The sequence below is a fragment of the Sporosarcina thermotolerans genome (assembly GCF_030067815.1).
Taxonomy (GTDB): Bacteria; Bacillota; Bacilli; order Bacillales_A; family Planococcaceae; genus Sporosarcina; species Sporosarcina thermotolerans.
Genome location: NZ_CP125968.1, coordinates 1,891,598 through 1,916,973, shown reverse-complemented (window position 1 = coordinate 1,916,973; position 25,376 = coordinate 1,891,598). Strand labels below are relative to the sequence as shown.

The following is a 25,376-nucleotide window of genomic DNA, read 5'->3' as shown; positions in this document are numbered from 1 at the left end:
TGTACATCTCCCATTCATTTCTCATTCAATTGATGAAAAGTAATCAGAAAGAATTCTTTGCAAGTCAGCAGGTAACTTTAACTTATCCGAACCTTTCAAGTATGCATCTTTGTAACTGCCCACTACTTCGCGGTATGGCTTAAGGTTTCCTCTTTCGACAAGACCGTCACGTTCATTCTCTTCGATAAACTCACCTTCTCCAAGTTCACCGCCAATTACTGTTGGATCATTGTAGCCACCTATACGATCGTTTGGAATCGAAAGCATATTCCGGCCACCTGTTCCCGTTCCAGCACCCGGGCCCTGACCTTGGCCTTGACCTTGACCTTGACCTTGGCCTTGACCTTGACCTTGACCTTGACCCTGACCTTGGCCTTGCCCTTGCCCTTGCCCTTGCCCTTGACCTTGACCTTGGCCTTGACCTTCGCCCTGACCCTCGCCTTGACCTTCGCCTTGACCTTCGCCCTGACCCTCGCCCTGACCCTCGCCTTGACCTTCGTCTTGACCTTCGCCTTGACCTTCGCCTTGACCTTGACCTTGGCCTCCAGAACCAACTTGGGATTGGCCTGAGCCGGTTTTTCCATTTGTATTGGTGTTAGATTGGCCACTGCCCAACGGCTGGTTCCCGGCGTTAGCTAATGCTGGTAAAGAAGGGGCTTTGCCGATTTTATTTAATGCGCTTTGTGACTTTCCTGCTTGCTGAGCGAGCTGGTCGACTAACGGCCTAAGTTTGTCGAGTTCATCCTCTTCAGATTCACTTAATCCTTCGCCATCGTTATTTTTCTTTTCGGCTAATCTCTGTTCCTTCAACTTGAACTCTTTTTGTTTCTTCACTAATTCTCGCAAAGTCTCTTCAGTTGTTTCCATGGCTTTTAATTTCTCAGTTAAGTCTTCAAGATCCTTCTTAAGTTCAGGGTTTTTTTCCTTTTTGGCTAACTCTTGAATTTCTTTCTTTAATTCTTCAATGATCTCTTTCTCCTTGGCAACAGCAGTCGCTTCCTGCTGTGCATTAGAAGGAAACATCACCAACAATATAGATGCTGTAAGAAGGATCAGAAAACCAACTAACATCTTGCCATTTACAAACTTCTTTTCACGTTTCTTAAATTCTAGATACGCAGAGTTCATACTTTTCTTCGCATTTTGAGTGATTGACTCAGCAAAGCTCGATTGTTGGATACGATCATCCAATGCCGTCACTAATAAATTATCAGGTAAATATTTATCCAGCCTCCAGATGGCCTCTTCACGCCGAACATTTTTTAGTAATAAAGCGACAATCGTAACTCCAATTGTTAGGCAAGCAATCCAAATGGCTATCAATAAGTAATGCGGCAGTATGAACAGTCTGGAAGCGGAAAGGATTAGTGTGAACAGCAAAGCGGACAGAAACAATCCAGTTTGCAACTTATAGACCGATCGTTCGAGACGTAATGATCTTAACGCCTTTTTGACATATCGCTGTAACGCTATTTTCCCTTCCATCTGTTACACCCCCTCATTTTAATCTTTTCATATTGACACGTAATCTTTTCACCGATATAAAAAACGCCGTCACGGTAATCAATCCATAAAATATTAAATAACCGGCCCAAATCGGGAAGTCGATTTTCGTTAATTCGCTAATGGAGCTATTCAAATCGGGTGATAAAAATGATGCAAACAGCACCCAGGATTAATGGATGCCAAAAACTGACCTAAATAAGAAGGTGAGGTAATGGTCCCCATATTATTGAAAGCTTTCATTTGCATTACAATAATGAATAGGAAACCAGTTACTACCGATAAGAAAAGCATTGATCCATATGTTGCAATCATTGATACAATTGTTCTGCGAATTAATGTAGAGAACATGACCCCGATACTTCCAATTGCTAACAACGTTACGAATAGGAAGAAAAAAACCTTTACAAAATCCATTGGGGAAATACCGCCAAACAAGAATACCAAGCTATAAACAGGAAGTCCCGCAACGATTAGTAAGAGTAGGAAAGCTACGGACGAAAGCATTTTCCCTGAAATTATTTGAAACGAGCTTTGAGAAGTTGTCAAAAGAATTGGCAATGTCTGTTTTTCCCTTTCCGAACTGATTGATCCAGCCGTTAGCCCTGGGGCTGTGAATAACACAAGCCCAAGTTGGATATAGGATAGAAAGGCAAATAGGACAAAACTTTGACTTGGTCTGAAATAGGATGTGCCCGTCATGTTAACAGTGAGGAATATATAACCGAAAACAAATATGCACATAGCTAACAGAAAGAATAATATCCCATTGAAGCCTTTGAATGATCGGAATCTAAGTTTCAATTCCTTAAAAAGAACCGGATTATTAAAATTCATATTAGTCGGCGGCTCCTTTCGTTATTTCCATAAAGACATCTTCAAGGTTTGTTACATGTTCCATGAATGAAACAATCGGCAAATCTTCTAACATCGCCTTTTTCAGCATGCCAATCTGCTCCTCTTCGCTTCCCCTATACGTGAAGGAAATGCCATCTCCACTATCAAGCCTTTCAATTGATGTAACATATGGCTGTTCCTCAAAAAAGGAAATTACTTCATAAGTTTTAGAGATAAGTCGAACTGTAATTACTTTTTCTCCTTGCAATTTTTTCTGTATTTCAGCAACGGATCCATGTGCAATCAGTTTCCCATTGTCAATAACACCAATTTCATCACACATCTCCGCAAGTTCAGGCAGAATATGAGAGGAGATTAAGATTGTCTTTCCCATACCTTTTAACGTTTTTAGAATATCACGCATTTCAACCCGTGCCCTTGGATCAAGTCCAGAAGCAGGTTCATCCAAAATAAGCACCTTAGGATCGTGTATCAAGCTACGAGCCAAGCATAGTCTCTGCTTCATCCCCCTCGAAAGCAAATCAACATAAGAATTTCTTTTATGAGTTAGATTTACTAACTCCAACAACTGCGGTATAAGTATCTTCCTTTCCTCATCAGGAATACCGTAGCTGGCTCCATAAAAGTCCAAATATTCATCAGCCTTTAGCTGATCGTATACACCGAAGAAATCTGGCATATAGCCAATCAGTTTTCGGATTTCTGATGGCTTTTCACGAACGCTGATGCCATTGATGAATACTTCTCCTGAAGTTGGTTGAAGCAATGTGGAAAGGATTAAAAATGTCGTTGATTTACCGGCACCATTCGCACCGACAAATCCGAATACCGTTCCCTCATCGAGCGTTAAATCCAAATTATCAAGCGCGGTAAATTGCCCATATTTCTTTGTCAGCCCTTTAATTTCTATCATTTCTTCACCTCGCCATGCAACTTGATTTCGGGAGCTTGTGCTTCATTCCACGTTGCCCACCTGTAAATTCAAGGTGGAATTTCAATTCACCATTTTCAGACAAGTAAGGCCGGATTGAATCGATGGTTTGCTTCCGTTCAGACTTTAATTGCTCGAATTGCTGTGTGGTTTGATTAAAAATGCTCAAATTATATAATTGGTGTTGAATTTTGGATATATCTGCTGACTTCCAGTGGAATCCATTCCCCATGTACTCCTCAGGAATCTTCCATGTTTGGACATAACTTTCCTCATCGAAATAGTACATATTACCCGGATAGCCCGTTAGATGAGGCTCCATATTATATTTCTCCGAAAGAAGTTTCATCTCCATCATTTCGGCATCCATCGTGAAGGAATCACTGAATTCAATTTTAGGTGTAAATGGCTGTGTAATCATTGTCAGTGCGTCGGTAGTCGCTTTTATCTTCTCAAGCTTTACAGGTATTAGTTGTGTATCCGCATAACCAATGATTGCTGGTTTGGATTGACTATTGATAAAATCACCTGAAAACGACATTAGTCCACGTTTTCTCATTTCCATTAATTCATCTGTGTTCACCGGCATTTGGCCCGAATACACATTGCTGACTGAACGTTTAGGCAATAATGTGGAAGTAGTCAAAGTTTCATTCACTTTTAACGTTTCGCCCGGTCCTAAATCACCAATTTCGATTTGCTTATTTCCTGACCAAATAGCAACATCTTTTAAAGGGAAAGGGAAATTATTCGTTATTTCACCAGTAAGCTGTTTATCCTTCACGGTAAGTTTCACATCGTAATTTCCTTTTAGATCCAGCGTCGTTTGACCATACACGGAAGCAACATCCCAGTAACCAATATCTCTTAAAGATAATTTAGAGCCTGTTGCGTCTTTTTCAAGGATAGCCCGCTTATGTGAATTGGTGCTCATTCGCGAAGGTCCGAAAATGGAACCCATCGAATATGGCGTATACGTTGATAAAGTCGTCTCGAGGGGTACTGAGAAAACAAAATCCCCTGCTTTGTTTGTCAAAATGGATTCAACAAAATAACCAGTCAATGTTCCATCCCCGCTCACATCAAAGACGGAAGTCTGCTGTATTTGAGCCTGGCCGATACGATCTCGTGCACCATATGCAAAGATGAACACGGAAACGGCAACCGATATCGCGGGAATAATCCACCATGCGTGCTCCCTTTTGTCTTTACGTTTCAATACAAGATATAAAATCGGAATGATGATGACAATGTAGATCAGAATTACTCCAAATAGAAGTGGGGCGGACACTTTGAATGATGGAAAGAGCTCATTCGAATTTCCAATGGTCCAACGTAATGATTCAACCGGATCGTTGTAATATGGCATCATACCACCTGTCATCATTGATTGATCAACAGTGTCAAGTAGTTTTTTCCACACAGTATGTGCCCCATGCATTTTTGAAAAGGGTTCATCTCCCAATGAAAAAGAGGTTTGAACTACCATTCCCTTACCAAGTGGCTTCGATGCCGCCAAAATATGAGGACCGTCTGCATAAATCACTTTGGCATCGGCATTCAATTCTGACTGCGCAATAGTAACTTCCTTATCAAAGCCTTCGATTCCAGTCCAAATAATGAATGCTTCAGGACCGATTGTTGTACTAGTAGTTTGTGTAAGCGGCAAATAATCTGCAAAAACACCAGACTCTACAGTTAGATGATCTGAACCTCCGAAAATGATGACCCCACCTGAACGAACCCAGTTTAGTAACGCTTCCTGTTCAGCAGTAGTCATGTCAGCAATCGGGTATTCATCAATGATAATCGTATCAGTTGGTCCCCATCCGGCAGATTCATCTGGTAGTTTAACGGAGGCTATCTTGGAAGCATCAATCATCTGCACGTTAGGATAATTGGTTAAGCGCATTCCTTTTAAAGCGGACAGACGATCGATATTATCCGTAAATGCAGTTATGATTTTTGTATCTTCGTGATACATAGCAACCGTTATTTGCTGAGAACCTTTATGGGCTATCTCTTTCCCTTGTTTCCAGCCACCTTCATAAAAGAAGATTGACTTAGTGTTCATACCATACATATTGAAATCGAACATCTTAGAATTAATGAAAGTGACTGTTTTCGTTTCCCCAGCCCCTATATTTAGCGGAAAAACTTCACCGACTCCTGATTCATATGATTGCTGTGTATCGATGATTAAATCACCATTAAACGACGATGTTCCACTATTTTCGATTTCAATCGTAATGGGTGCCCCTTTACCATACTTTGCCTTTCCGTCAAACCCGGCAGACACCTTTACTTTAAGCTCAGGAGCTGCCATTGCATGAATGGTTGGTAAAAACAGGCATAATGCCATTAGTGTTAAAATAATTCCTATTTGCCTCTTCCACATAAGTAAATCCCCCTTCGTCAAACGCCATCTAACTTTGACCTTTCCTAATTAGTACGTAGAGAATAGAGGAAAGTTCCCTTCTATTCTGATTCCTTTCTTAATCTTCCAGCATATTTATTTACAACTTGAGTAAACGCATCCACTTGTTTCAATGCAAACGAAGATTCATAGCCGATCAGCCATGTATCTCTTGTCAGTTCAAATTCTTCCTCACTATTCAAAAGCGGTATCCTATTGACATCCTCATTCCCCGTTAACGTTATGGAAGGTAAGATCGCATAACCGATTCCATTAAGCGCAAGCTGTTTACACGTCTCGATTTGGTCCACGGTAATTTGTCTTCCAGGGTTTTGCGTGAAATGGCGCTGCCACCATCGCTGGATTTCCATATAATAATTTGAATCGCTTTTAAACTGGATGAATGGCCTGCTTGTATTTTTCAACTCGTCAATTGATGTGATTTCTTGATCGACAAGATACAGGCGATCCCTGAATAAATATTCTTTTTTACTTTTCCAATCGACTTGTCCACGTACAATTCCAATATGCGCTTCCCCGTCATAAAGTGCTTTTACAATTTCCGAACTCCAACCAGTCATCAAAGAAATTTTTGCATCAGGATACGTACCAACAAACTCTTTCAATACTTGAGGCAGCCATGTTTGGCCAACAATAGAAGCGCAGGCAATTTTCAAGGTTCCATGCACTTTATCCGCCAATGAAGCAATCATTTCCGCAGTTTCCTCTTTTTTAAGAATTGTTTCCTTTGCGAACGAAATAACAAGTTCACCAGCTGGAGTAGGTTCCAATCCTTTTTGGGAGCGGATGAAAAGCAATGTCCCCCATTCTTTCTCAATTGTCTGAAGCCGTTGAGAAAGTGCAGGCTGCGATAGAAATAACCGTTCTGCAGCCTTCCGCATATTTCCCTCTTCAGCCAAAGTCTTGATAATTTCAAGTTCAGTTGTCGTCATATTGAACCACCCCCCGCGGAATCCGTAAAATAAGTAGCATACTTATTACTGCAAAAACAAGAACGGCGATATATACCCATTGTAAAGACCCATCAAGTGCATGTTGCAATTCTTCCATTTTGAAAACTGGCAGTGTTGACCTCGCTTCTTCCGTCAAAAGAAGATTAATGTCATTTACTTCATAGTCAAGTTCCTTCTTTTTGAAGATCGTAAGTAATGATCCATTAAGTACGGCTCCGAAAATTGCGGCTCCTATCGTATTCCCAAAATTACGCATGAACATGTTAGCCGCAGTCGCAGAACCGCGGTGTTCCCGGCTAACAGCTCCTTGAATAGTTACAATGAAGGCTGTACTTGTCAAACCCATACCTACACCAATAAAAAAGCTTGAGAATGCTGCCCATAAAGGGCCCGACCCACCAGTCATTAATACGAATAACATTCCTCCGATAATTAATGATAACCCTCCGGCGAATGAAACCTTAAAAGTCCCGAATCTTATAAGAAGATGTCCTGCAACAGAAGAGGCAATTGGCCATCCTATCGACATCGCTGTCAATGTAAACCCAGCGATAATTGCAGGCTGTTCCATTACACCTGTCACGAATGTCGGTAAATAAGAGGAAACGCCAATCATTATGCCACCTGTCGTTAACGAAACAAGATTTGCGTAAAGAATCACAGGATTTTTCCAAATAGCAAATGGCATCATAGGATCCGCGGCCCTTCGCTCCGTCCAGATGAATAATGTAAACAATCCAATCCCGAAAACAACTAAGAAAAGACTTAATAAGGATGTCCTATCGAATGCTTGCCCGCCTTCAACAAGCCAAAATAGGATGATTGATAAAGAAGTGGCTAAAAGTGCTGCCCCTTTAAAATCAATGGCAACCTTCCGTTCAATTACAGGTTCTTGAAGAAAGAAAAATACTCCCGCCATCGCCAAAAGACCAAGTGGTACATTCACCCAGAAAACATATTTCCAGTCCATATACTGGACAATCAAACCACCAATGACTGGGCCTGAAACTGCAGAAACGCCCCATACACTTGATAGGTAACCTTGGATTTTCGCCCTTTCCTTAGTCGAATAGATATCCCCAACAATCGTAGTTGCGATTGGCATGACTGCGCCTGCTCCTAACCCTTGGATCAATCTATAGACGATTAACTGTTCCATCGTGTATGCAAAGCCACAAAGGATAGAACCTATAAGAAAGATAGACATTCCAATAAAGAATATTGGTTTACGACCAAACAAGTCCGCCAACTTTCCATATATAAGAACAGTGACAGTACTCATCAACAAATAGGATGAAAATATCCAACTATATCTCGAAAAGCCACCAAGTTCTGCAGCAATTGCAGGCATTGCCGTTGAAACGATTGTCGCTTCTACCGCACCAACGAACATGGCAAGCATCACTGAGATCAAAACGAATGGTCGATTTGTCTTTTTATGTATATTCATAATAATTCTCCTTCTCACATCGATACAAATAACAAAAGGCCCCAATTGGAGCCTTCCTCTTCAACGGCGAACCATTGAGCATTAATTCTTGTAAATGTATTTCTTAAATTCTTTCAGCATAACTCTTCTCGTCAGTATACCCGCAAAAGTACCGTCCTCTTCAGTTACACAAAGAAAAGTATGATTAATAAGCAGGTCCAAGCCCTTTTGGAACTTGTCAGTAGTTTTTATGTTCGGAATATCCGTTTGCATGATTTGGTCCACCTTCAAGTCTGCAAGCTTTTCATATTCGATTCGTTCCAACCCTAAAATGGAATCTGTAATCATCCCAATTCCAAGGAGTCCTTTTAGGTGATTTTTTGAATCGATGACAGGTATTGCAGAATAACCGGTTTTCGTAAGGACGAGAAGGGCGTGTTCCGCATTATTGCCGATTTGAACATGTGCCACTTTTTCGGCAGGAATTATATAATCGGCAATCGGTACGAATAGAAAATCCCTGTTATTTAGAGAAATCATTGAAATATCGCTCCTTCTGTTCACAAGCTTTAAAACAATTCTACAACACTATCATACCATAAGAGCAGTTAACATCCCATCGAATTCAAAATAAATGCGCAGGGCGCTCGCCTAACTGCGACAGGCATAAGACAGATAGCTAAACGGAGTCTTTTGACGTGCAGCGAAGCTGACTTATGACCCAAGCAGTTAGCGCCCGGAGCTGGACAAGTTTCAGCAGCAAAAAAGAAAACCCCTTCCTATATGGAAGAGGCCCAGTAAAAGAAAATTACGAATAGAATAAATAACGTTGCCACAGCGATCACCCAAATGATAGGGTTCAGAGACATCGGATGATCTTCAATCGCATCTGAAACATCATGATCATTTTCATTCAGAACAACACCGGTATTCCAGCTTCTTACAGCTTTCCATCCAATAGCCCCAATAATAAAAAACACGATTGCCAATGGAATAACCCAAATTACCATCTAAAAACATCCTCCCTAACACAATTTTCATTTAGGATGTGTTAGTTAAGCGATATAATACTTGTTCAGTTAGTGTTTTCACTTTAGAAAGGATACTGGTTCAACCATTGACCGCCGTCTAATGTTACGATTTCGCCGTTCATATATGCTGCTTTGTCTGACATGATGAAGGCAGCTAATTCAGCAATTTCTTCTGGTTTACCCACTCTTCCAAGCGGTACTGAATTGATCGTTCGTTGAACTGCTTTTTCCGATTGGAACAGACGTTCTGCACCGCCAGTTCGTTCAATTGGGCCTGGAGCAATTCCATTTATTCTGAACCCGTAGCTTCTTCCCCACTCAACAGCAAGTGTGCGTGTCAACGACATGACGCCAGCCTTTGCCGCAGCCGAATGGACAATTCCCGGACCAGCATCCCATGCGTAGGTCGCCAGCATATTAAGAATGGAACCTTTCTGCCCTTTTTTAATCCAATAATTCCCGACTGCACTTGTACAGTAGAATGTCCCATTTAAAACAATATCAATGACCGCATTCCATCCATTCGGAGAAAGTTCCTCCGCTTTGACAATGAAATTACCGGCAGCGTTATTCACGAGGCCATCAATTTTCCCGAATTTCTCGTCTGCGAATTCGACTAAACCTTGTACATTTTCAATATTGCGCACGTCCATTTGATAAATATGCGCTCTTTCCCCAATTTCCCCTTTTGCGGCATTTAGCCGATCGAGGTCGCGCCCGGTGATAATTACATCGGCACCTTCATCAGCAAATTTCTTTGCCATGTACTTCCCCATACCGTTCGATCCACCAGTTACAATAAACACCTTTTCAGTAAACATAACAATCCCCCTTAAAAGTGAATGAGTATTCATTCAAAATTATAGCATAACTTTCCATAGTTTCCGAGAGTAATCTGTCAACCGTTGATTTCCGTTTCAGGCGGACGCTTTCCGCAGGGCGGGCGGTGAACCACACCGCTCGCTACGCTCACAGGGTGTTTCACCTGTCAGAGCAAAGATGTGCTCCTTTCGCTACGCTTCACTCGCAAAAGCCGTTCTTCGTTACGGCTCTCGCTAATCCTCCCGGAGTCGCCGCCCTCCGCTCCAATCAACTAAGAGAATGCTTATTAATCAATTTATTAATTACATAATTAATTGAGGCTATTTGGGGTTAAAGAAATACATGTTCACTTTAGTTGAGATAGTTAGCCATGTAGTTTCCTTCTTCAAAAATTTCCTCCGAACTTTTTGAAGTCCATTCTCCTACTGTCATATCAGGATGCATATTTAAATAAGATCGAACCATTTTGTATCCTTCGCTATAGCCATAATTATGTGGGAGATTATTAGTGCCACCAAACATCATTTCAGCAATGATTTCATTGGTAGGGATACTATTAAGATATGGCTCAATCTTGCTCCAATTTTCTTTGTTAAAGCCTTCGTCAACATAATAATGGGTACTGTTTAAATTGGGATACACCAAGGTTTCAAACATTACTGCTTGCCCTTCCAGTATTAAATAATCTAATCCTGTCAAATTATAATTTTCCGTATGATGTTTTCCAATCCAAACACTATGATGGTATTCATGGGCCATACCTGGTTTATAAGTATTATCAAGCCTACTGTAAAAGACTGTAACTTTCCCTGACCCGCTTGTCACCATTTGAGAAGGATACCTTTCATTTTCAGGAAACACACATACTGTAGTTGTTTTATCTGATGGGAGTATGTCTGAGGACTTAACAAGTGATTCCTCAAATATCTCATTTAAATAATCTTTATTCATTTTTTCAATTTGATTTTTAATACTGTCAAAATCACTTTCTTTTGGTGTCCATTCCAATACAGTGGCAGAATCCATGTTAAAATGTTCAGCATCTTTGAAGCATGCTTCATATACAGGTTGTATTATTTCCTGTTGATATAATCTATAGAGTGTTTGATCTGGATTATCTTTGACTGCATCAAAAAAATACCCATATAACAAGTAGGCATAGATTATATTAAATTCCTGCCCTGTATTTGGGTTTTTAAATGAATAAGATATGCCTTCTTGCTCACTTTTTATATCCTCATTTGATTGCTCAATTTGCTTACAGGCAGTTAAAGATAAAATAAAAAGAAAACAAATTGTAATTAAAACTTTATTTGTGGTTTTTATTGTTCTCCTCTTCCTTTACTAGATTGTTGAACCTTCCCCATTTATAAAACTCTCCGTTGCTTGAAGTGGAAGGCGGCGAAGTTCAAAGATATGCTCTCAACGCTTCGCTTTTGTTCGCAAAAGCCGTTCTTCGTTCGTTACGGATTTTCCTGCGGGAAAAGCGAGACAACTGAGACCCGCAAGGAGCGCGCTTTTCGCGACTGAGGAGGCTCAGCCTCGCCCGCGGAAAGCGTCCGCCTGGAACGGAGAGCAACTGTTTAAGGCATTTTCTTTCACATCCATGAAAAATACTTTTCAACAATTTGTGAAGCAGGTATAGCCTTGCTGAATAAAAACCCCTGCGCTTTATGGCAGTCGGCCTCTGTTAGGATTTTAACCTGTAAATCCTTCTCTACTCCTTCAGCAATCACTTGCATCCCAAGATTATGCGCAAGATTAATAATCGTCTTGGCAATCGCAGCATTTTTTTCATCCACTTCAATATCCTTAATAAACGATCGGTCGATCTTAATGATATCAATCGGATACAATTTCAAGTAACTAAGTGATGAATATCCAGTACCGAAATCATCTATTGAAATCGTTACGCCAATCTCCTTCAGCTTTTGCAAAGTGAAAAGTGTATCTTTTATATTCATAAGTACAGTTTCAGTTATTTCAACTTCGAATGAGGACGCATGTATACCATACTTATCAATCATATCTTTTGCTTTATTCGCAAATTCACCTGTGCTGAATTGTTTTGGTGAGATATTTACTGCAATCCGCACTTTCCGGAATTGCTTGTCCTGCCATTCCTTCAGTTGTTTACAAACAGTTTCCAGTACCCAATCCCCTATTGTATGAATGAGTCCTGATTCTTCCGCCATCGGTATGAATAGCGATGGTGAGACGAAACCGAATTTACGATTATTCCACCTTAGCAATGCCTCGAAGCTGTCAATTTGTCCAGTTTTTAAATTCACTTGCGGTTGATAATGAATTTCAAGTTCATTGAACTCTATCGCTCTACGGAGATGGGATTCCATTATTGCAGCATCCGTAAAGGATGTGTTCATCTCTTCTTTATAAAACCTGTAATGTGCTCTCCCACGTTCTTTGACGAAAAATACAGCCTGCTCCGCTTTTTTTAGAAGATCTTCAAGTATCACCCATCGTCGGGGTAAACTGAAATACCGATAGAAGAGGAAATGAAATATTCTTGATGGTCGAAATAGAACGGCTTTGTAAAATCGCTTAATATTCGTTTAGATAGGTCTTCCGTTTTTTCGATGGAATGATCGCGCAAAAGGATGATAAATTCGTCCCCGCCATTCCGATAGAGCTTGCCTGCCTTCGGACATACAACTTTGATCCGTTCAGCAATCATTTTTAGGATTTCATCGGCACCTGTTCTTCCAATCGAATCGTTGATGGTCTTGAAACGATCCAAATCCAAATGAATGAACGATATTTTTTCTTCACTGCGGTATGCGTATTCAGCATCACCCTCAAAATGTTCTTTCAAGGCCCTTCTGTTCCACAATCCCGTTAATTGGTCATGATAAGATAGGAATAATAGCTTTTCGTTATTTTTAAAATGTGTAGAAGTATCCCTTAATATAAAATGGATTTCCTGTATTTCCCCTTGTATTGAAACGGGGATGGTTTTCAAATAAGCTGACAGATACTGTCCTTTTTTATGAAAAAAAGTTATTCCTTCCATTTCGATTGACTCACCAGAGAACGCACGCGATAGGAAACTCCTAAAATCGTCGACCCTTTCGTCTCCAATTAAATCCACAATGGATCTGCCCGTCAATTCTTTTGAACGATACCCAAAAGATTTATGAACCGCGCTATTTGCATATGTAATCCGGTTTTTCCGATTAACTGTAATAATCGGATCTAAATTATGATCAATGACTGACATATACTTTTGCTCGTATAGCCACCTAACTTTTTGTTCTGACATTAATTCATCTTGGGCACTTAATTCGATAAATATAGTTTGCTCGAATTCTTTGGTTTCTTGTCGAAATAATCTCAACTCAAAAAGCTTATCCTTATCATCTGTTTTGATGGTTAAAAACGCTTGTGTATACGGTCGAACCTTTAACGCTTTTAGATGCTTTTTAATCGTTTTCCAAATAGATCCAAAAAAAGCCGATGCAAGGACCCCTTCTTCCTCCTTGAAAAAGTGGCTTGCTTTATTATTAGCGAGGATCACCTTCCATTCATTTTCTATGCCCGACCCGATTAGGACGGTCATGTCGAATGGATGATTGTAAAAGTATGTATCCGTTGCTGGTTCAAGTTGAGCTTCAATTTCCACTGTTTTATTCTTCATGGCCGCCTCCATGCATGTCTTGAATGTAAAATAGTTTTATGCTCTCATGCAGTACTTTTTTTCGACGTTATTTTACAAGTATACCTTTTAATTCGACAAAAAAATAGTAGTTTCCTAAAATTTCAGTACCTTTCGCCTAATCATTTTGTAAATGTTTCGAGAATATTTGTGATAAAATATAAAGAGAGGAAAGATTTTAAAATAAATAGGAGGAGTCTATGGAAACTGAGAGCAACATACGTCAAATCGCCATTGCAATTTACACTGTGAATCGGCACGCAAAAACTGCACCAAATAATCGAGTACTATACGAATTGAAAAACAGTTCGATACGAAAATTGCTTCGTTTGGGATATGCACAAAAAATCGGCTTACACTTTATCGAAAATCCCCAATTAAGCAAACAAAGCTCTACCGTATTAGTTAAATGCGGTGACTTCCTCTTCATACCTTACCTGAAAAAGAAGACTTCAAATCTCTTCCCCATTTAGGCAACCAAGACGAAACATTTCGGAACCCCCAAGAACGGATGAATTTGAAAACCGCGAAAGAAATATTGTCAGATTTTATCGATGAACAAAATCCACCGATAACGGTCGGAAAGAAAAAGATTGGTTTCACCAAAACGACCAGCTAAACGATTAAAACCGAGAGTGAGCAACACCCAATCATTTCGTTCATCATACTTGGATGGAAAATAAAAAGGAGGGTTTCCCCTCCTTTTTCACTTGCCGATATATCGTTTGTATAAAACCTGTGTCCCTTTCTCACCATATCCTTCTCCAATAAGTTCATCATACATATTCCTTGCCATTTCAAGACCTGGGAGCGATATCCCCATAAGTTCAGCTTCAGATAATGCAATATTCATGTCCTTCAGGAAATGTTTAACAAAGAATCCTGGTTCAAAATCACCGTTTATAATTCGTGGAGCTAAATTTGAAAGGGACCATGATCCCGCGGCGCCAGATGAAATGGATTGCAATATCGTGTCAGCATCCAATCCAGCGGCCTTTCCATAGGCAAGCGCTTCACAGACCCCAATCATATTTGTCGCGATGGCAATTTGATTGCACATTTTTGTATGCTGACCTGCACCTGCACCCCCTTGGTAAACAATTTGCTTCCCGAAAACCTCTAAAATTGGGAGCAATCGTTTAAATGTCTGCTCATCTCCTCCACACATAATCGATAAAGTACCATTTTGGGCACCGACATCCCCTCCGGAGACTGGTGCATCTATAGAATGAAGTCCCTTATTTTCACCATCCGCCGCAATTCTTTTTGCTAATTCCGGACTTGATGTCGTCATATCAACTAAAACTGCTCCATTTTGCGCATTCGCAAAAATTCCATTTTTGGAGTAATATACTTCTTCAACGTCTGCCGGATAGCCAACCATTGTAAAGATAAGGTCAGCATCTTTCACTGCTTGTCCAACTGTTTCAGCCCACTTTGCTCCCAAGGCAATTACCGACTCTGCCCTTTCCTTAGTACGTGTAAAAATTGTCACATCATATTCAGCATTTCTTAGGTGTTTAACAATACTACTTCCCATAACTCCGGTTCCAATAAAAGCAATTTTCTCTTTCCCCATTCATAACTCCTCCAATTTTTAGTCTATATCCATTATAATCAAAAATCATAAAAAAAGGAGGACAGATCCTGTAAAGGGTCCGTCCTCAAAAGGGGGAAATGAGAATGTTGCTGTGTTCAATTATAATGTCCCCCGTTTTAAAACATTCTAAACCTCTTTTACGAAAAAACTTTTTTTAATTTGATCAAGTGCTTGCATAAAATTAGTTTGCTCACTCTCTGTAGGGACATGCGAGCCATATCTGACCTCATTGTAAACAGTTAAAATCTGTTCATTCTGCCCCCAGCCCATGCGTGAAAACCACTCTTTCACAGTCTCACCGTGCAGCCTATTTAATTTAAAGTCCTGAGCCTCTTTCTCAAATCGTTCAAAAGATTTCCGTACCTCATCCCTTGCGGAAGAATAATCATACAACAAGCTTTGATGTTTCGTTTCTTTCTCTTTCTTCCCTTTGAACGAAAATGTGTAGGCTTCCTGTTTTTCAACATAGCGATTGTTTTTCTTTTTCATGATGATGATGATTACGACGGCGATTAAAATAACCAAAGCAACAGCCAATGTCGTGTATTCAAAGATTGAGGAAGTGTTGCCAAAGACTTTATATGGATCATCTAATGGTGTCCAGTCGTCCCAACTACCTTCAACTTCTTCCTCCACATTTTCCTCTATGATTACTTGAGGTTCCAGTATAGGATCCAACGCTCTCCCAAAAATCCCAAACACGCCACCGAAAAGAAAACTGAAAATCTCGATGAACATTGTTCGTACAGGCTTCAGGGCAAATAAAATAACTAAAAACGCTGAAGTCCCAATCCCCATAATAACGCCGAAAATCCTTCCAGCTTCTCTCACTTTGAAGTTGCCTAACTGCCTGCTGTTCACCGTAATCGAAAGCATCCGTATAAAATAGAACAGCAACGATGTGCACAGATAGATGATCAGCATTTGCCGCATGATCAACTGTGGATTTTCGAATACATAAAACACCCTCGAAACAAAAGAGAAAAAGACCAAAGCGGCTGAATTTGCAGCAAAAAATGGCCAACCATTAATTCGCGAGCCATTGAAGTTTGCATGAATCCTCCAAAGCACAAATACGAAAAACACCAAAAGAATCATCAATGGAGTCCCAATCAGCCATAACAGCACCATCAGGCATACCGCGAGTGCAAGGCTAAGACCGAAAGAATAACTACGTTTAGTAAACAGGACATAAGAGATGATCCGCCAACAATTGCGATAAGCAGCCAAATGTATGGCATGATGGAAGTTGGATTCGCAAGTAGGAAGGCGAATAGATACACTAAAAGAAATAGTTCAACGACTAAGCGCTCGGAATGGATGAATCTGTTCCGGTCTTTTTCAAAACTGGATTGTTCCATTCTTCTCCACTCCCTTCACTTGCGGTATCCATAATGACCGTGTATTGTTTCGACCACTTTTGTGCAACCGCCCTGACCTTTTCATTTTCATGCGTAATCAAAACGATCGTTTGCGGAAGTTGTCCAGTACTTTCCATATTTAACAGCATCTCTTCATAAAACATTTTTGCATTCTTATCAGATATTTTCGCAAGCATGACCATCGTTTTTTGAAACTGGATTTTCCCGGTACCGCTTGGCAATTGTAAATAAGGTGTTGATCCAAAGCTACGCAAATTGATTGAAACCGAATAAGGAATATTATGTTTCATGCAATAATCGGCATATGAAACGAGCCTTTCGATTTTTTTTTTCGAAATCCATATACCCTCTGTCCTTCTCGATTGCATTCAAAATGAGCGCGACACTTTGTGAGCTGACCGGAAGGAATTCCTTCGTTTGGAGTTTTTGCATTTTAGCGCTTGCCGTCCAGTGGATTTGATCGAAACGATCTGTCGGCACGTAATCACGGGTGCCGATCATCTGCAATGTATCTCTAAACAGTGAAGTCTTTTGCTCAACTTCCCCAGGCTTGAATGGTGATGATTCCAGTTCCCTTCTAAGTGTCGTTACTCGCGGGTAAACTAAGCTTTGATAGGAAATTGGATCTTCTAGTTCCATATTGACAGAGCCGTCACCAAATAGGTGCGGTACTTCCAGCAATAGTCTTGTGACCCTCGACATTCCCCTCTTTTTACCTTCAAGAGGAATCCGGATTTCAACCTTCTTATTTGACCCAACCGCAAACGGAACCGATAAGTCGTAAATGCCGCTATAATGTTTTCGATTATCAGTATTCGGCGCAACGGGATCTTCAATTGACAGGGTAAGCGTGCCATTCCAAATCGGAACGATGCCATTTTCAAACTCCATGATCAACTCTTCTTCACCATCTATCAAAATACGTTTCTGTTTTGCCTTGAAGTTGACTTTCAAATCCTTGCCTACCTTGGCAAAATAAACGTTCTGGAATGCAAGCATACCAAAAACCGCACCAAAGCCTGCAGCCAACCACGGTTGTAAAAAAATGAAGGACCAGATAAAAAATATGAAAGTAAAGGCCATGCCTTGATGTATAGTCTTAAATCCATTTTCATAACGTATCCAGTTCATTAGACTGTAGCCTCTAATGGAGTTGGAATGGAAACAACTATTTCTTGAAGCACTTCATCAATACTCTTTGTCAATACCCCTTCCGTCGATAGCTCCATCCGATGCAGTGCAACTGGTGCAACAATTGCCTTAACGTCGTCTGGCGTTGCATAATCCCTGCCTTCGAGATAGGCCTTTGTACGCGTAGCTTGGAGAATTGCGAGAGCCGCACGAGAACTCAAACCAAGTTCCAAGAATGGATGCTCCCTTGTCGCACGGACGATTTTCAATATATACTTTTCGATATCTTCATGGACACTTACTTTTCGAGCTTCAGCCGCCCATTTCAAAACAGTTTCTGCGTCGATAATCGTTTGCGTTTTAATATCCCCAGGCTTTTGGCCATACTGCTTTAAAATCTCATGTTCCTCTTCAAATGTCGGATAATCGATGTTCAATTTAAAAAGAAAACGGTCTAATTGTGCAGCTGGCAGCGGGAATGTCCCTTGTTGCGACTCAATTGGATTTTGCGTTGCAATGACCATGAACGGTTTCGGTAATGGAAGCGTTTCTCCGTCTATCGTCACTTGCTTCTCTTCCATCGACTCAAGCAAACTAGACTGCGTACGCGGTGTTGCACGGTTTATTTCATCTGCCAATAGAATATTTGAAGAGACCGGACCAGCTTTCAGTATGAAATCCTGTGATTGAGGATTGAAATAACGAATACCTGTTACATCTGATGGCAAAACATCTGGCGTGAATTGAACACGTTTAAAATCACCTTTAAATGCGTTCGCAAAACTTTTAGCCATCATCGTTTTTCCTGACCCAGGCACACTTTCAAGCAATACATGTCCATCTTGCAATAAAGCTATCAACATCAAATCAAATTCTTTCTCTCTACCAATTACAGCCTGGTTTAACTCTTTTCTAAAATCTTTAATTGTTACCAAATAAACCACCCTTTCCCATTTCCCTATTTATTTTAAAAAGATCTCTTCATTTTCAAGGGAATTGTATTGGTTGATTAGACGATCAAGCTCTTCACTTATCATTAAGGTATCAATCGATGATAAACCTTTTTGCCTAGCCATCACGATCAACTCCGTGCGCTTGGACTCAACTTGTTCCTCTAACATCTGTTTCAAGCGCAATCCCCCCACTATAGAAGATATTACTAAATTATTATTATACATGATTTTGAAGATAAAGGTAATTCTATTTTAGATATCTTGAACAAATAAAAAAATTCTATTTTAATAGGAAAGACTTTACGTTATAGTTTTTTTATTGCACACTATAAGGTGAAACTTCTTGCATTGCAGATTTTCCACTGCATGTTAGTTGAAGTAATCAATTAAAGGAGCTGTTTCGCTATGAAAATTGCGGAAGTTGGAAATATTATAGAATTCAAAGATGGGCTGCAAGGAATCGTTGAGAAGGTGAATGAAAACTCAGTAATTGTTGACTTGACATATATGGAGAACTTCAACGAATTGGAACTAGAAGAAAAGACTGTCATCAACCACAAACGTTATACAATCATCCATGGAAGCGATGAATGAAACATTTTTTTCCTACAACCGTCTAAATAGGAAATGAGGAGGGATAGTAGTGAAAGTAAATTGGAAACTTTTATGTACTGGATTTGCAACAGCGGTTCTACTTTCCGCATGTACAAATAGCGATACAAAACCGAGTGAAAACACAGACCCAAACAATTCAGAGCAAGTTTCCGACGAAACAGCAACTGATCAGGGAAGCATCGTTAATGAGGACATGTCAGAGGCCATTTTGACTGATAGTGATGCGCAACCTTTCTCGATGTATGTATTGCCTACCTATAAGCTTACAAGCGAAGAGCCTGGACGGGATAGCTTATATTCAGAAGAAAACCCTTCTGCCTTTATGCGTATTGAAACGCAGGTTGCAGAGGAAGAGACATATGAATATTTATTAGACAATATGCAAGAAGTTTTAATTGCTTCTAGGAACGGCGAAGAACCAAAAGAGGTGCAAGATGTTTTTGCAAACCCAAGTGAGAAAGAAATAAAAAACGTAAAAGCATTTAAAGTGGATACTGAGACTGGTCCTGTTACAGGTGTCCTATTCGAAAAGGATAATATGGTCATCCGACTTACCCTTTTTGACACACCTGAAGAGGAATATCAGAAAGACTTTCTGAACATGGGGCAAACGATTAAATAATAAACGCCGCCCGAAGCTGGATAACAAAAAGCCGAACAGAATCGTCTGTTCGGCTTTTTTATGATAAGTTCTTAATGGATAATCCTAATTTTTTTAGAAGTTCGATTGCTGTCTCTTGCTCTTCCTTAGAAAGAACGGACATCAAATCTTGAATTTTTTCTTCATGGGACGGAAATATTCTTTCAATCAATTCTTTACCAGCTGGTGTGATGGACATATATGTGACCCTTTTATCCTCTTGGCAAAAAACCCTTTCCAATAACCCCTTCTTTTCAAGCTTATCCACGACATATGTCATTGACCCACTTCTGAGCAATATCTTTTGCCCAATCTTTTGTATCGGCTGCCTACCTTTATGATGTAATAGCTCCAACACTGCAAATTCAGTAGGGTTCAATTCATATGATTCGATTATTTTATTTGCTTCTTCCGAGACTACCTTGCTTGCCCTCGAAAGCACTATAAATAACTTCAATGCGATTTCAGTATCATTTCCCATTTATCGGATCCACCTTTTGTATTCCTGTCAAAGACTTGTAACTATTATAGCCAATATATTTGGTAGGTGTCAAAATGAATAGGTTATAATATAATGGATTGTATTTTTTCCAAAGGAATCGGTTTACTGTCGCTCATCAATGGAAAACTCAATATGAATTGTGTGCCAACGTCCACTCGGCTTTCCACTTTGATCGTACCGCCGTGATCTTCCACTGTTTTAAGGACAAAAGGAAGACCTAAACCAGTTCCCCCAGGTTTCGAACTGAAAAACGGCATGAATACTTGACTCACTTGATGATCTGTCATTCCTTTACCTGTATCGGAAACAATTAGGCTTAATCTTCCATCGTCTTCGGCTAAAAGGGTGGATAATATTCCCCTTCTTTCATGGCCTCTAACGCATTCTTATACAAATTTAATAGCACTTGTTTAATCTTATCGGGATCACCGTAAATTAAAGGAACATTGTTCAATTCGACTTTTTCGATAACTTCAATACCTTCCATATTCGCTTTAGGTTTTATGACCGCAACCATATCGGCAATTAACAGATCTAAAGAGAAAGCTATTTTCTTTTTTCTGGATGGTTTCGAAAGTACAAGCATTTCACCTAAAATTGATTCCATTCTTTCAATCTCATCCTCGATAACAGAAATGTATCGGACTGAATCATCTGAAGCGGACGCCTTTAGTAACTGCGTAAATCCTTTTAATGTCGTAATTGGATTTCTAAGTTCATGGGCAATACTTGCTGCTATCTGGCCAACAGCTGAAAGCGAACCTGAATGAGCTAATTGAACTTGTAAGTTTTCTTTTTCAGTTGCATCCGACATATGGACGATAAACATTTTCGTTTCCTTGTCATAATACGAGACAATATGATAAAATCGTGTATCCTCCGTCGATTTTTGATACTTTATAATCGTCGTGACACAACCTTGTTTCTCGGCGAGTTCAAAGTAATCGGGAAGTTGCTGAGCATTTTCTGGATCAATCAATGAAAAAACCTTAGAAATATGTTCACCGATCAATTCTTCACTTGTTTGGTTAATAAACATTGTATGCATTTCATTAACATCCCGAATAATCCCTTTTCGGTCAACTAAAAGCATAAAGGAACCGGATTGTTTGAATGCATTCAAGTACGTTTTAAGTGAGGGAATCTTTTGCGGTTCAAGGATATCAAATAATGCAATGATTTTATTTATATCGGGCAGATAAAATAACTGTACGTCAATCTTATGCTTTTCATTAAATAAGACATTCATCTGTATCATTTCCATTAGAATATGGGGTGAGTTTGCAGACCGTTCCGTAAAACTTGTCCAAGAATGTATCGATGATGAGTCAATGATTTCATCGATATTCTGTCGAGTTTTAGCCGCAAAGTGCACTTTAAATTGCTCATTTTCGTAATAAATATCTCCATTTAATTGCACGATTACACCCGGACGAAAACTATCGTCCAATAAAAACGACACACTTTTTCTTATCTTATCAACACTGTTCAATTTGATACCTCCCGCGCCTTTTACCAATACAGTATGAGAAACGACAAGATTTCATTCGTTACATAAAATTTATTAAAACATCTTAATTCAGATTATTTCATATTGTCAATATAAATTATATAGTATATATAGACCCATTTCAATGAACAAAAATATGAAATTAGTAACATATAAAAGGAGAAATAAAATGAATATAGTCCTTACAACTTTAAACGCAAAATATATTCACACGAATCTTGCGATCAGGTATTTGAAATCATACGTAATGCCCGATTATGAACCGATTTTATCGGAATATACGATAAAAGATCCTATTTTAAACATTGTAGCAGATATTCATCAGAAAAAACCGAAAATTGTTGGATTTAGTTTGTATATTTGGAATATCGAGGAATCTATTAAAGTAATTCGGATACTAAAGAAAACAAATCCTGAACTAGTCATTGTCGCGGGCGGTCCTGAAGTAACGTATGACTACGATAAATGGCTTGAAAAAGTCCCAGAGATTGATTTCATTGCTATTGGTGAAGGTGAGCGAACTTTTAAACAGCTGTTAGACTATCACGCGGGGAAAATTCAACTTTCAGAAGTACAAGGGATCGCTTACAACATAGATGACAAGTTAAAAATCACAGCACCTGGTCCAAAACTCGACTTAAGAGAGATCCCTTCCCCATTCAGATTCCCTGAGGATGTCCCTCATCTTAGCAGTCGTGTCACGTATATTGAGACAAGCAGAGGCTGTCCATTTTCCTGCCAATTTTGCTTATCCTCAATCGAAGTAGGGGTTCGCTATTTCAATCGAGAAACGGTTAAAGACGACATCCGGTACTTGATGAAAAACGGTGCCAAAACGATTAAATTCGTCGATCGAACATTTAATATAAGCCGTAGCTACGCAATGGAAATGTTCCGATTTTTAATTGATGAATATTTGCCAGGGACTGTCTTCCAATTTGAAATAACCGGAGACATTATGCGACCTGAAGTTATTAATTTCCTAAACGAAAACGCTCCGAAAGGACTATTCCGATTTGAAATCGGCATCCAATCGACAAATGATTTAACGAATGAACTTGTTAAAAGGAGACAGAATTTCGAAAAGCTCTCACGAACTGTCACAATGGTTAAAGAGGGCGGGAAAATTGCACAGCATCTGGACTTAATCGCAGGTTTACCTGAAGAGGATTATGATTCATTCAGAAAAACGTTTAACGATGTTTTTGCTATGCGTCCTGAAGAATTACAATTAGGTTTCCTTAAGCTTTTAAGAGGAACTGGGTTGCGTATTCAAGCGGAACAATACGGCTATACGTATATCGATGAGGCACCATATGAAATCCTTTCGAATAACGTTTTGACATTTGATGAAATTCTTCGTATTAAACAAACAGAAGACGTGCTTGAAAAATATTGGAATGATAATCGTATGCCAAGAACAATTGAATATCTTGTTTCTGAAGTGTTTGAAACACCATTCGACTTCTTCCAGGAATTCGGTACTTTTTGGGAATTGAGCGGATGGTCAAGAATTGGCCATCAACTACAGGATTTGTATACACGACTCGAGTCGTTCCTATTGGAATTTGGAAAAGCGGATATGGAAATCGTCCAGAGCCTAATGAAAATTGACTACCTTGCACACCACACATTCCAGCCGCGCCATATTTGGTGGAAAGATGATTTTGACGCTGATACATTGACTGGTATTGAACGATTGATTTTGAATGATGCTGAGCTGCTTGAGAGGACAGTAACCCCTACCAAGCTAACCGAAAGAAATATCCGTAAACATACCTTCATCACACCGGTTGCTATTAGACCGAATGAGACAAATGAAAATGAGTTTATCAAAGAAGATGGCTATCTCGTTACATTCTTCTGCCGCGGGCAAGAACCCCAGTTCCATTTTCTTGCAAAAAAATTAATGAATGCTTAAATCAAAAAGCATCTTTCCGATTCTAACGAATCGAAAAGATGCTTTTTTTCATCCAATAATAACGCGTTCCTTCGGATATGAATACGGTCTTTTATTTGTCTTACCACCTAATGTGTAAAGGAATGAAATCAACCCTACACGACCAATGAACATCAGTACCATAATGATTGATTTCCCTATAATCGACAGATCGGATGTAATTCCGAGTGACATTCCGCACGTACCGAAAGCCGATGTTATCTCAAATAACAATGCAACAACAGGTACGCCCGGCTCGGTAATAAGCAAGATAAGCAATGCTGTCATAACCATCATTGCGGCTAATAAAATTACCGCATAGGAACGGTAGACATCGATTAACTTGATCTCACGTTTAAATATATTGATGACATTATTGCCTTGTGCGAAATTGATAAGGAATAAAAGCGCTATCGCAAAAGTAGTTGTCCGAATTCCCCCTCCACCGAACTTGGTGAAGCACCAATGAACATTAGAGAGGATATGAATATATCTGTCGCATCGCTGAACTGGGTAATATCGTAAGTTGTTAGACCGGCTGATCTTGCAGAAACTGAATGGAATAATGACGCAAATATCCTTTCATGCCACGCAAGACCTTTGAAAGAATGAAATGATTCCAACACAAAAATGAGAACTGCACCCCAAACAAGTAGAAAAGCGAATGTGACTGTTGTAATCTTCGTAAATAGGGAAAACCTGAAATTCGGTGCCTTTTTTGAAAAAAATGCCTTTACTTCAATAAGCACCGGGAAGCCGATAGCACCTAATACAATAAGGATCATAATTACGGTCTGTATAAAATAATCACCGAAGTATGGATGCATCGAAGAGCCTGTAATGTCGAATCCCGCATTTGTTGTAGCTGATACCGCCATGAACATTCCATTTAAAAGCGCCTCGCTAAAGCTGTCATAAAACTTCATAATATACAATGTCAAAATGATTCCACCAATTGCCTCTATCAAGAAGATGATTACGACAATCTGTTGAATCAGCTGTACTACTCCCGCCAAGGAATATTGATTATGATCCACCATTATCAATTGGCGCTCACGCAGCCCTATCTTTTTCTTTACAAGAAGCCAGAAGAACGTACCTATTGACATAATCCCGATTCCACCAAGTTGAAGGACGAGCATAAGCATGCAGAGGCCAAAGATGGAGTAAGTCCCACCAATGCTTATTGGCGTCAATCCGGTTACGCTAACGGCACTTACCGCAGTAAACAGGCTATCAATGAAGCTAACCTTCACTCCCGGCAAATAAACGCCAGGAAGATTCAACAAAAGGAATGAAAAGCCAATTGCCAAAAAGTAATAAAAGACAATTATTTGTGCAGGTGTAAACCTATGCAAATTTTCCCTTGTTAGTTTCATGCCATCAATACCTTTCTGTATGAAGGAATCATCTTTCCATTTTAGAGAATTTCTCTGTAAAAAGAAAGGAAACAACAAAAAAGAAGGC

Annotated in this window: 24 protein-coding genes and 2 pseudogenes; 4 read left to right on the top strand and 22 right to left on the bottom strand. The window is 39.7% G+C overall.

Annotation, left to right across the window (positions count from 1 at the left end; genetic code table 11):
• Positions 1–21 precede the first annotated feature (21 nt).
• From QNH10_RS10955 to QNH10_RS10900, 12 genes are all read right to left on the bottom strand, one after another.
• Complete coding sequence (locus tag QNH10_RS10955; RefSeq protein ID WP_283731596.1) at positions 22–1,485, bottom strand: DUF8809 domain-containing protein; 1,464 nt, start codon at positions 1,483–1,485, stop codon at positions 22–24.
• A gap of 150 nt (positions 1,486–1,635) precedes the next feature.
• Positions 1,636–2,340 carry an ABC transporter permease gene (locus tag QNH10_RS10950; protein ID WP_347177866.1) on the bottom strand — a complete coding sequence of 235 codons (705 nt, stop codon included), beginning with the start codon at positions 2,338–2,340 and terminating at the stop codon, positions 1,636–1,638.
• 1 nt (position 2,341) lies between these two features.
• Complete coding sequence (locus QNH10_RS10945) at positions 2,342–3,274, bottom strand: ABC transporter ATP-binding protein (RefSeq protein WP_283731595.1); 933 nt, start codon at positions 3,272–3,274, stop codon at positions 2,342–2,344.
• 4 nt (positions 3,275–3,278) lie between these two features.
• Positions 3,279–5,690: a DUF8725 domain-containing protein gene (locus QNH10_RS10940; protein WP_283731594.1), complete on the bottom strand. Its 2,412-nt coding sequence runs from the start codon at positions 5,688–5,690 to the stop codon at positions 3,279–3,281.
• 80 nt (positions 5,691–5,770) lie between these two features.
• A complete protein-coding gene (ccpC, locus tag QNH10_RS10935; RefSeq protein WP_283731593.1) occupies positions 5,771–6,661 on the bottom strand; it encodes a transcriptional regulator CcpC in 891 nt (296 codons plus the stop codon).
• Positions 6,648–8,132: an MDR family MFS transporter gene (locus tag QNH10_RS10930; RefSeq protein ID WP_283731592.1), complete on the bottom strand. Its 1,485-nt coding sequence runs from the start codon at positions 8,130–8,132 to the stop codon at positions 6,648–6,650. Before QNH10_RS10930 ends, ccpC begins: the two co-directional genes overlap by 14 nt.
• A gap of 81 nt (positions 8,133–8,213) precedes the next feature.
• Complete coding sequence (cbpB, locus tag QNH10_RS10925) at positions 8,214–8,651, bottom strand: cyclic-di-AMP-binding protein CbpB (RefSeq protein ID WP_283731591.1); 438 nt, start codon at positions 8,649–8,651, stop codon at positions 8,214–8,216.
• A gap of 239 nt (positions 8,652–8,890) precedes the next feature.
• On the bottom strand, positions 8,891–9,121 hold the full coding sequence (locus tag QNH10_RS10920; RefSeq protein ID WP_283731590.1) for a hypothetical protein: 231 nt from the start codon (positions 9,119–9,121) through the stop codon (positions 8,891–8,893).
• 83 nt (positions 9,122–9,204) lie between these two features.
• On the bottom strand, positions 9,205–9,963 hold the full coding sequence (gene fadH, locus QNH10_RS10915) for a 2,4-dienoyl-CoA reductase (RefSeq protein WP_283731589.1): 759 nt from the start codon (positions 9,961–9,963) through the stop codon (positions 9,205–9,207).
• Between the two features lie 352 nt (positions 9,964–10,315).
• Positions 10,316–11,116, bottom strand: a complete 801-nt coding sequence (locus tag QNH10_RS10910; RefSeq protein WP_283731588.1) for a DUF2268 domain-containing putative Zn-dependent protease — start codon at positions 11,114–11,116, stop codon at positions 10,316–10,318.
• Between the two features lie 446 nt (positions 11,117–11,562).
• The gene (locus QNH10_RS10905; RefSeq protein WP_283731587.1) at positions 11,563–12,441 is read right to left on the bottom strand and encodes a putative bifunctional diguanylate cyclase/phosphodiesterase; all 879 of its coding nucleotides are present in this window, start codon (positions 12,439–12,441) and stop codon (positions 11,563–11,565) included.
• A complete protein-coding gene (locus QNH10_RS10900; RefSeq protein ID WP_283731586.1) occupies positions 12,438–13,619 on the bottom strand; it encodes a sensor domain-containing diguanylate cyclase in 1,182 nt (393 codons plus the stop codon). The genes QNH10_RS10905 and QNH10_RS10900 overlap by 4 nt, the downstream gene beginning before the upstream one ends.
• A 218-nt stretch (positions 13,620–13,837) precedes the next feature.
• Here QNH10_RS10900 and QNH10_RS10895 point away from each other — a divergent pair.
• Positions 13,838–14,256 (top strand): annotated as a pseudogene (locus QNH10_RS10895) (YkyB family protein).
• An 87-nt stretch (positions 14,257–14,343) separates the two neighbouring features.
• Here the strand turns inward: QNH10_RS10895 and QNH10_RS10885 are convergent.
• From QNH10_RS10885 to QNH10_RS10860, 6 genes are all read right to left on the bottom strand, one after another.
• Complete coding sequence (locus QNH10_RS10885; RefSeq protein WP_283731584.1) at positions 14,344–15,216, bottom strand: NAD(P)-dependent oxidoreductase; 873 nt, start codon at positions 15,214–15,216, stop codon at positions 14,344–14,346.
• A gap of 147 nt (positions 15,217–15,363) precedes the next feature.
• Positions 15,364–16,368 carry a hypothetical protein gene (locus QNH10_RS10880; protein WP_283731583.1) on the bottom strand — a complete coding sequence of 335 codons (1,005 nt, stop codon included), beginning with the start codon at positions 16,366–16,368 and terminating at the stop codon, positions 15,364–15,366.
• 172 nt (positions 16,369–16,540) lie between these two features.
• Positions 16,541–16,909, bottom strand: a complete 369-nt coding sequence (locus tag QNH10_RS10875; protein ID WP_283731582.1) for a hypothetical protein — start codon at positions 16,907–16,909, stop codon at positions 16,541–16,543.
• Positions 16,899–17,750: a DUF58 domain-containing protein gene (locus tag QNH10_RS10870; protein WP_283731581.1), complete on the bottom strand. Its 852-nt coding sequence runs from the start codon at positions 17,748–17,750 to the stop codon at positions 16,899–16,901. Before QNH10_RS10870 ends, QNH10_RS10875 begins: the two co-directional genes overlap by 11 nt.
• Complete coding sequence (locus QNH10_RS10865) at positions 17,750–18,685, bottom strand: AAA family ATPase (protein WP_283731580.1); 936 nt, start codon at positions 18,683–18,685, stop codon at positions 17,750–17,752. The genes QNH10_RS10870 and QNH10_RS10865 overlap by 1 nt, the downstream gene beginning before the upstream one ends.
• 27 nt (positions 18,686–18,712) lie before the next feature.
• A complete protein-coding gene (locus tag QNH10_RS10860) occupies positions 18,713–18,871 on the bottom strand; it encodes an aspartyl-phosphate phosphatase Spo0E family protein (protein WP_283734615.1) in 159 nt (52 codons plus the stop codon).
• A gap of 237 nt (positions 18,872–19,108) precedes the next feature.
• On the opposite strand from QNH10_RS10860, the gene QNH10_RS10855 reads away from it, so the two are divergent.
• Together QNH10_RS10855 and QNH10_RS10850 are read left to right on the top strand one after the other, a co-directional pair.
• On the top strand, positions 19,109–19,297 hold the full coding sequence (locus QNH10_RS10855) for a YkvS family protein (protein WP_283731579.1): 189 nt from the start codon (positions 19,109–19,111) through the stop codon (positions 19,295–19,297).
• Positions 19,298–19,346: 49 nt separating this feature from the next.
• Positions 19,347–19,940, top strand: coding sequence for a hypothetical protein (locus tag QNH10_RS10850; protein WP_283731578.1), 594 nt, complete (start codon positions 19,347–19,349; stop codon positions 19,938–19,940).
• Positions 19,941–19,998: 58 nt separating this feature from the next.
• On the opposite strand, the gene QNH10_RS10845 is transcribed toward QNH10_RS10850, so the two are convergent.
• From QNH10_RS10845 to QNH10_RS10835, 3 genes are all read right to left on the bottom strand, one after another.
• The gene (locus QNH10_RS10845; protein WP_283731577.1) at positions 19,999–20,439 is read right to left on the bottom strand and encodes a MarR family winged helix-turn-helix transcriptional regulator; all 441 of its coding nucleotides are present in this window, start codon (positions 20,437–20,439) and stop codon (positions 19,999–20,001) included.
• 83 nt (positions 20,440–20,522) lie between these two features.
• Positions 20,523–20,747, bottom strand: a complete 225-nt coding sequence (locus QNH10_RS10840) for an ATP-binding protein (RefSeq protein WP_283731576.1) — start codon at positions 20,745–20,747, stop codon at positions 20,523–20,525.
• A 50-nt stretch (positions 20,748–20,797) separates the two neighbouring features.
• Positions 20,798–21,952, bottom strand: a complete 1,155-nt coding sequence (locus QNH10_RS10835; RefSeq protein ID WP_283731575.1) for a PAS domain-containing sensor histidine kinase — start codon at positions 21,950–21,952, stop codon at positions 20,798–20,800.
• A 187-nt stretch (positions 21,953–22,139) separates the two neighbouring features.
• Here QNH10_RS10835 and QNH10_RS10830 point away from each other — a divergent pair, with 187 nt between their 5' ends.
• Complete coding sequence (locus QNH10_RS10830) at positions 22,140–23,891, top strand: B12-binding domain-containing radical SAM protein (RefSeq protein ID WP_283731574.1); 1,752 nt, start codon at positions 22,140–22,142, stop codon at positions 23,889–23,891.
• 48 nt (positions 23,892–23,939) lie between these two features.
• Here QNH10_RS10830 and QNH10_RS10825 read toward each other — a convergent pair.
• A pseudogene (locus tag QNH10_RS10825) lies at positions 23,940–25,288 on the bottom strand (TrkH family potassium uptake protein).
• Positions 25,289–25,376: the final 88 nt, after the last annotated feature.

Coding starts and splice junctions, on each gene's coding strand:
- QNH10_RS10955 (WP_283731596.1), bottom strand. CDS start 1,485: ATGGAAGGGAAAATAGCGTTACAGCGATATGTCAAAAAGGCGTTAAGA.
- QNH10_RS10930 (WP_283731592.1), bottom strand. CDS start 8,132: ATGAATATACATAAAAAGACAAATCGACCATTCGTTTTGATCTCAGTG.
- QNH10_RS10830 (WP_283731574.1), top strand. CDS start 22,140: ATGAATATAGTCCTTACAACTTTAAACGCAAAATATATTCACACGAAT.
- QNH10_RS10845 (WP_283731577.1), bottom strand. CDS start 20,439: ATGGGAAATGATACTGAAATCGCATTGAAGTTATTTATAGTGCTTTCG.
- QNH10_RS10940 (WP_283731594.1), bottom strand. CDS start 5,690: ATGTGGAAGAGGCAAATAGGAATTATTTTAACACTAATGGCATTATGC.
- QNH10_RS10855 (WP_283731579.1), top strand. CDS start 19,109: ATGAAAATTGCGGAAGTTGGAAATATTATAGAATTCAAAGATGGGCTG.
- QNH10_RS10875 (WP_283731582.1), bottom strand. CDS start 16,909: ATGAAACATAATATTCCTTATTCGGTTTCAATCAATTTGCGTAGCTTT.
- QNH10_RS10880 (WP_283731583.1), bottom strand. CDS start 16,368: ATGGTGCTGTTATGGCTGATTGGGACTCCATTGATGATTCTTTTGGTG.
- QNH10_RS10860 (WP_283734615.1), bottom strand. CDS start 18,871: ATGTTAGAGGAACAAGTTGAGTCCAAGCGCACGGAGTTGATCGTGATG.
- QNH10_RS10945 (WP_283731595.1), bottom strand. CDS start 3,274: ATGATAGAAATTAAAGGGCTGACAAAGAAATATGGGCAATTTACCGCG.
- QNH10_RS10840 (WP_283731576.1), bottom strand. CDS start 20,747: ATGACAGATCATCAAGTGAGTCAAGTATTCATGCCGTTTTTCAGTTCG.
- QNH10_RS10950 (WP_347177866.1), bottom strand. CDS start 2,340: ATGAATTTTAATAATCCGGTTCTTTTTAAGGAATTGAAACTTAGATTC.
- cbpB (WP_283731591.1), bottom strand. CDS start 8,651: ATGATTTCTCTAAATAACAGGGATTTTCTATTCGTACCGATTGCCGAT.
- QNH10_RS10870 (WP_283731581.1), bottom strand. CDS start 17,750: ATGAACTGGATACGTTATGAAAATGGATTTAAGACTATACATCAAGGC.
- QNH10_RS10885 (WP_283731584.1), bottom strand. CDS start 15,216: ATGGGGAAAGAGAAAATTGCTTTTATTGGAACCGGAGTTATGGGAAGT.
- QNH10_RS10920 (WP_283731590.1), bottom strand. CDS start 9,121: ATGGTAATTTGGGTTATTCCATTGGCAATCGTGTTTTTTATTATTGGG.
- ccpC (WP_283731593.1), bottom strand. CDS start 6,661: ATGACGACAACTGAACTTGAAATTATCAAGACTTTGGCTGAAGAGGGA.
- fadH (WP_283731589.1), bottom strand. CDS start 9,963: ATGTTTACTGAAAAGGTGTTTATTGTAACTGGTGGATCGAACGGTATG.
- QNH10_RS10900 (WP_283731586.1), bottom strand. CDS start 13,619: ATGAAGAATAAAACAGTGGAAATTGAAGCTCAACTTGAACCAGCAACG.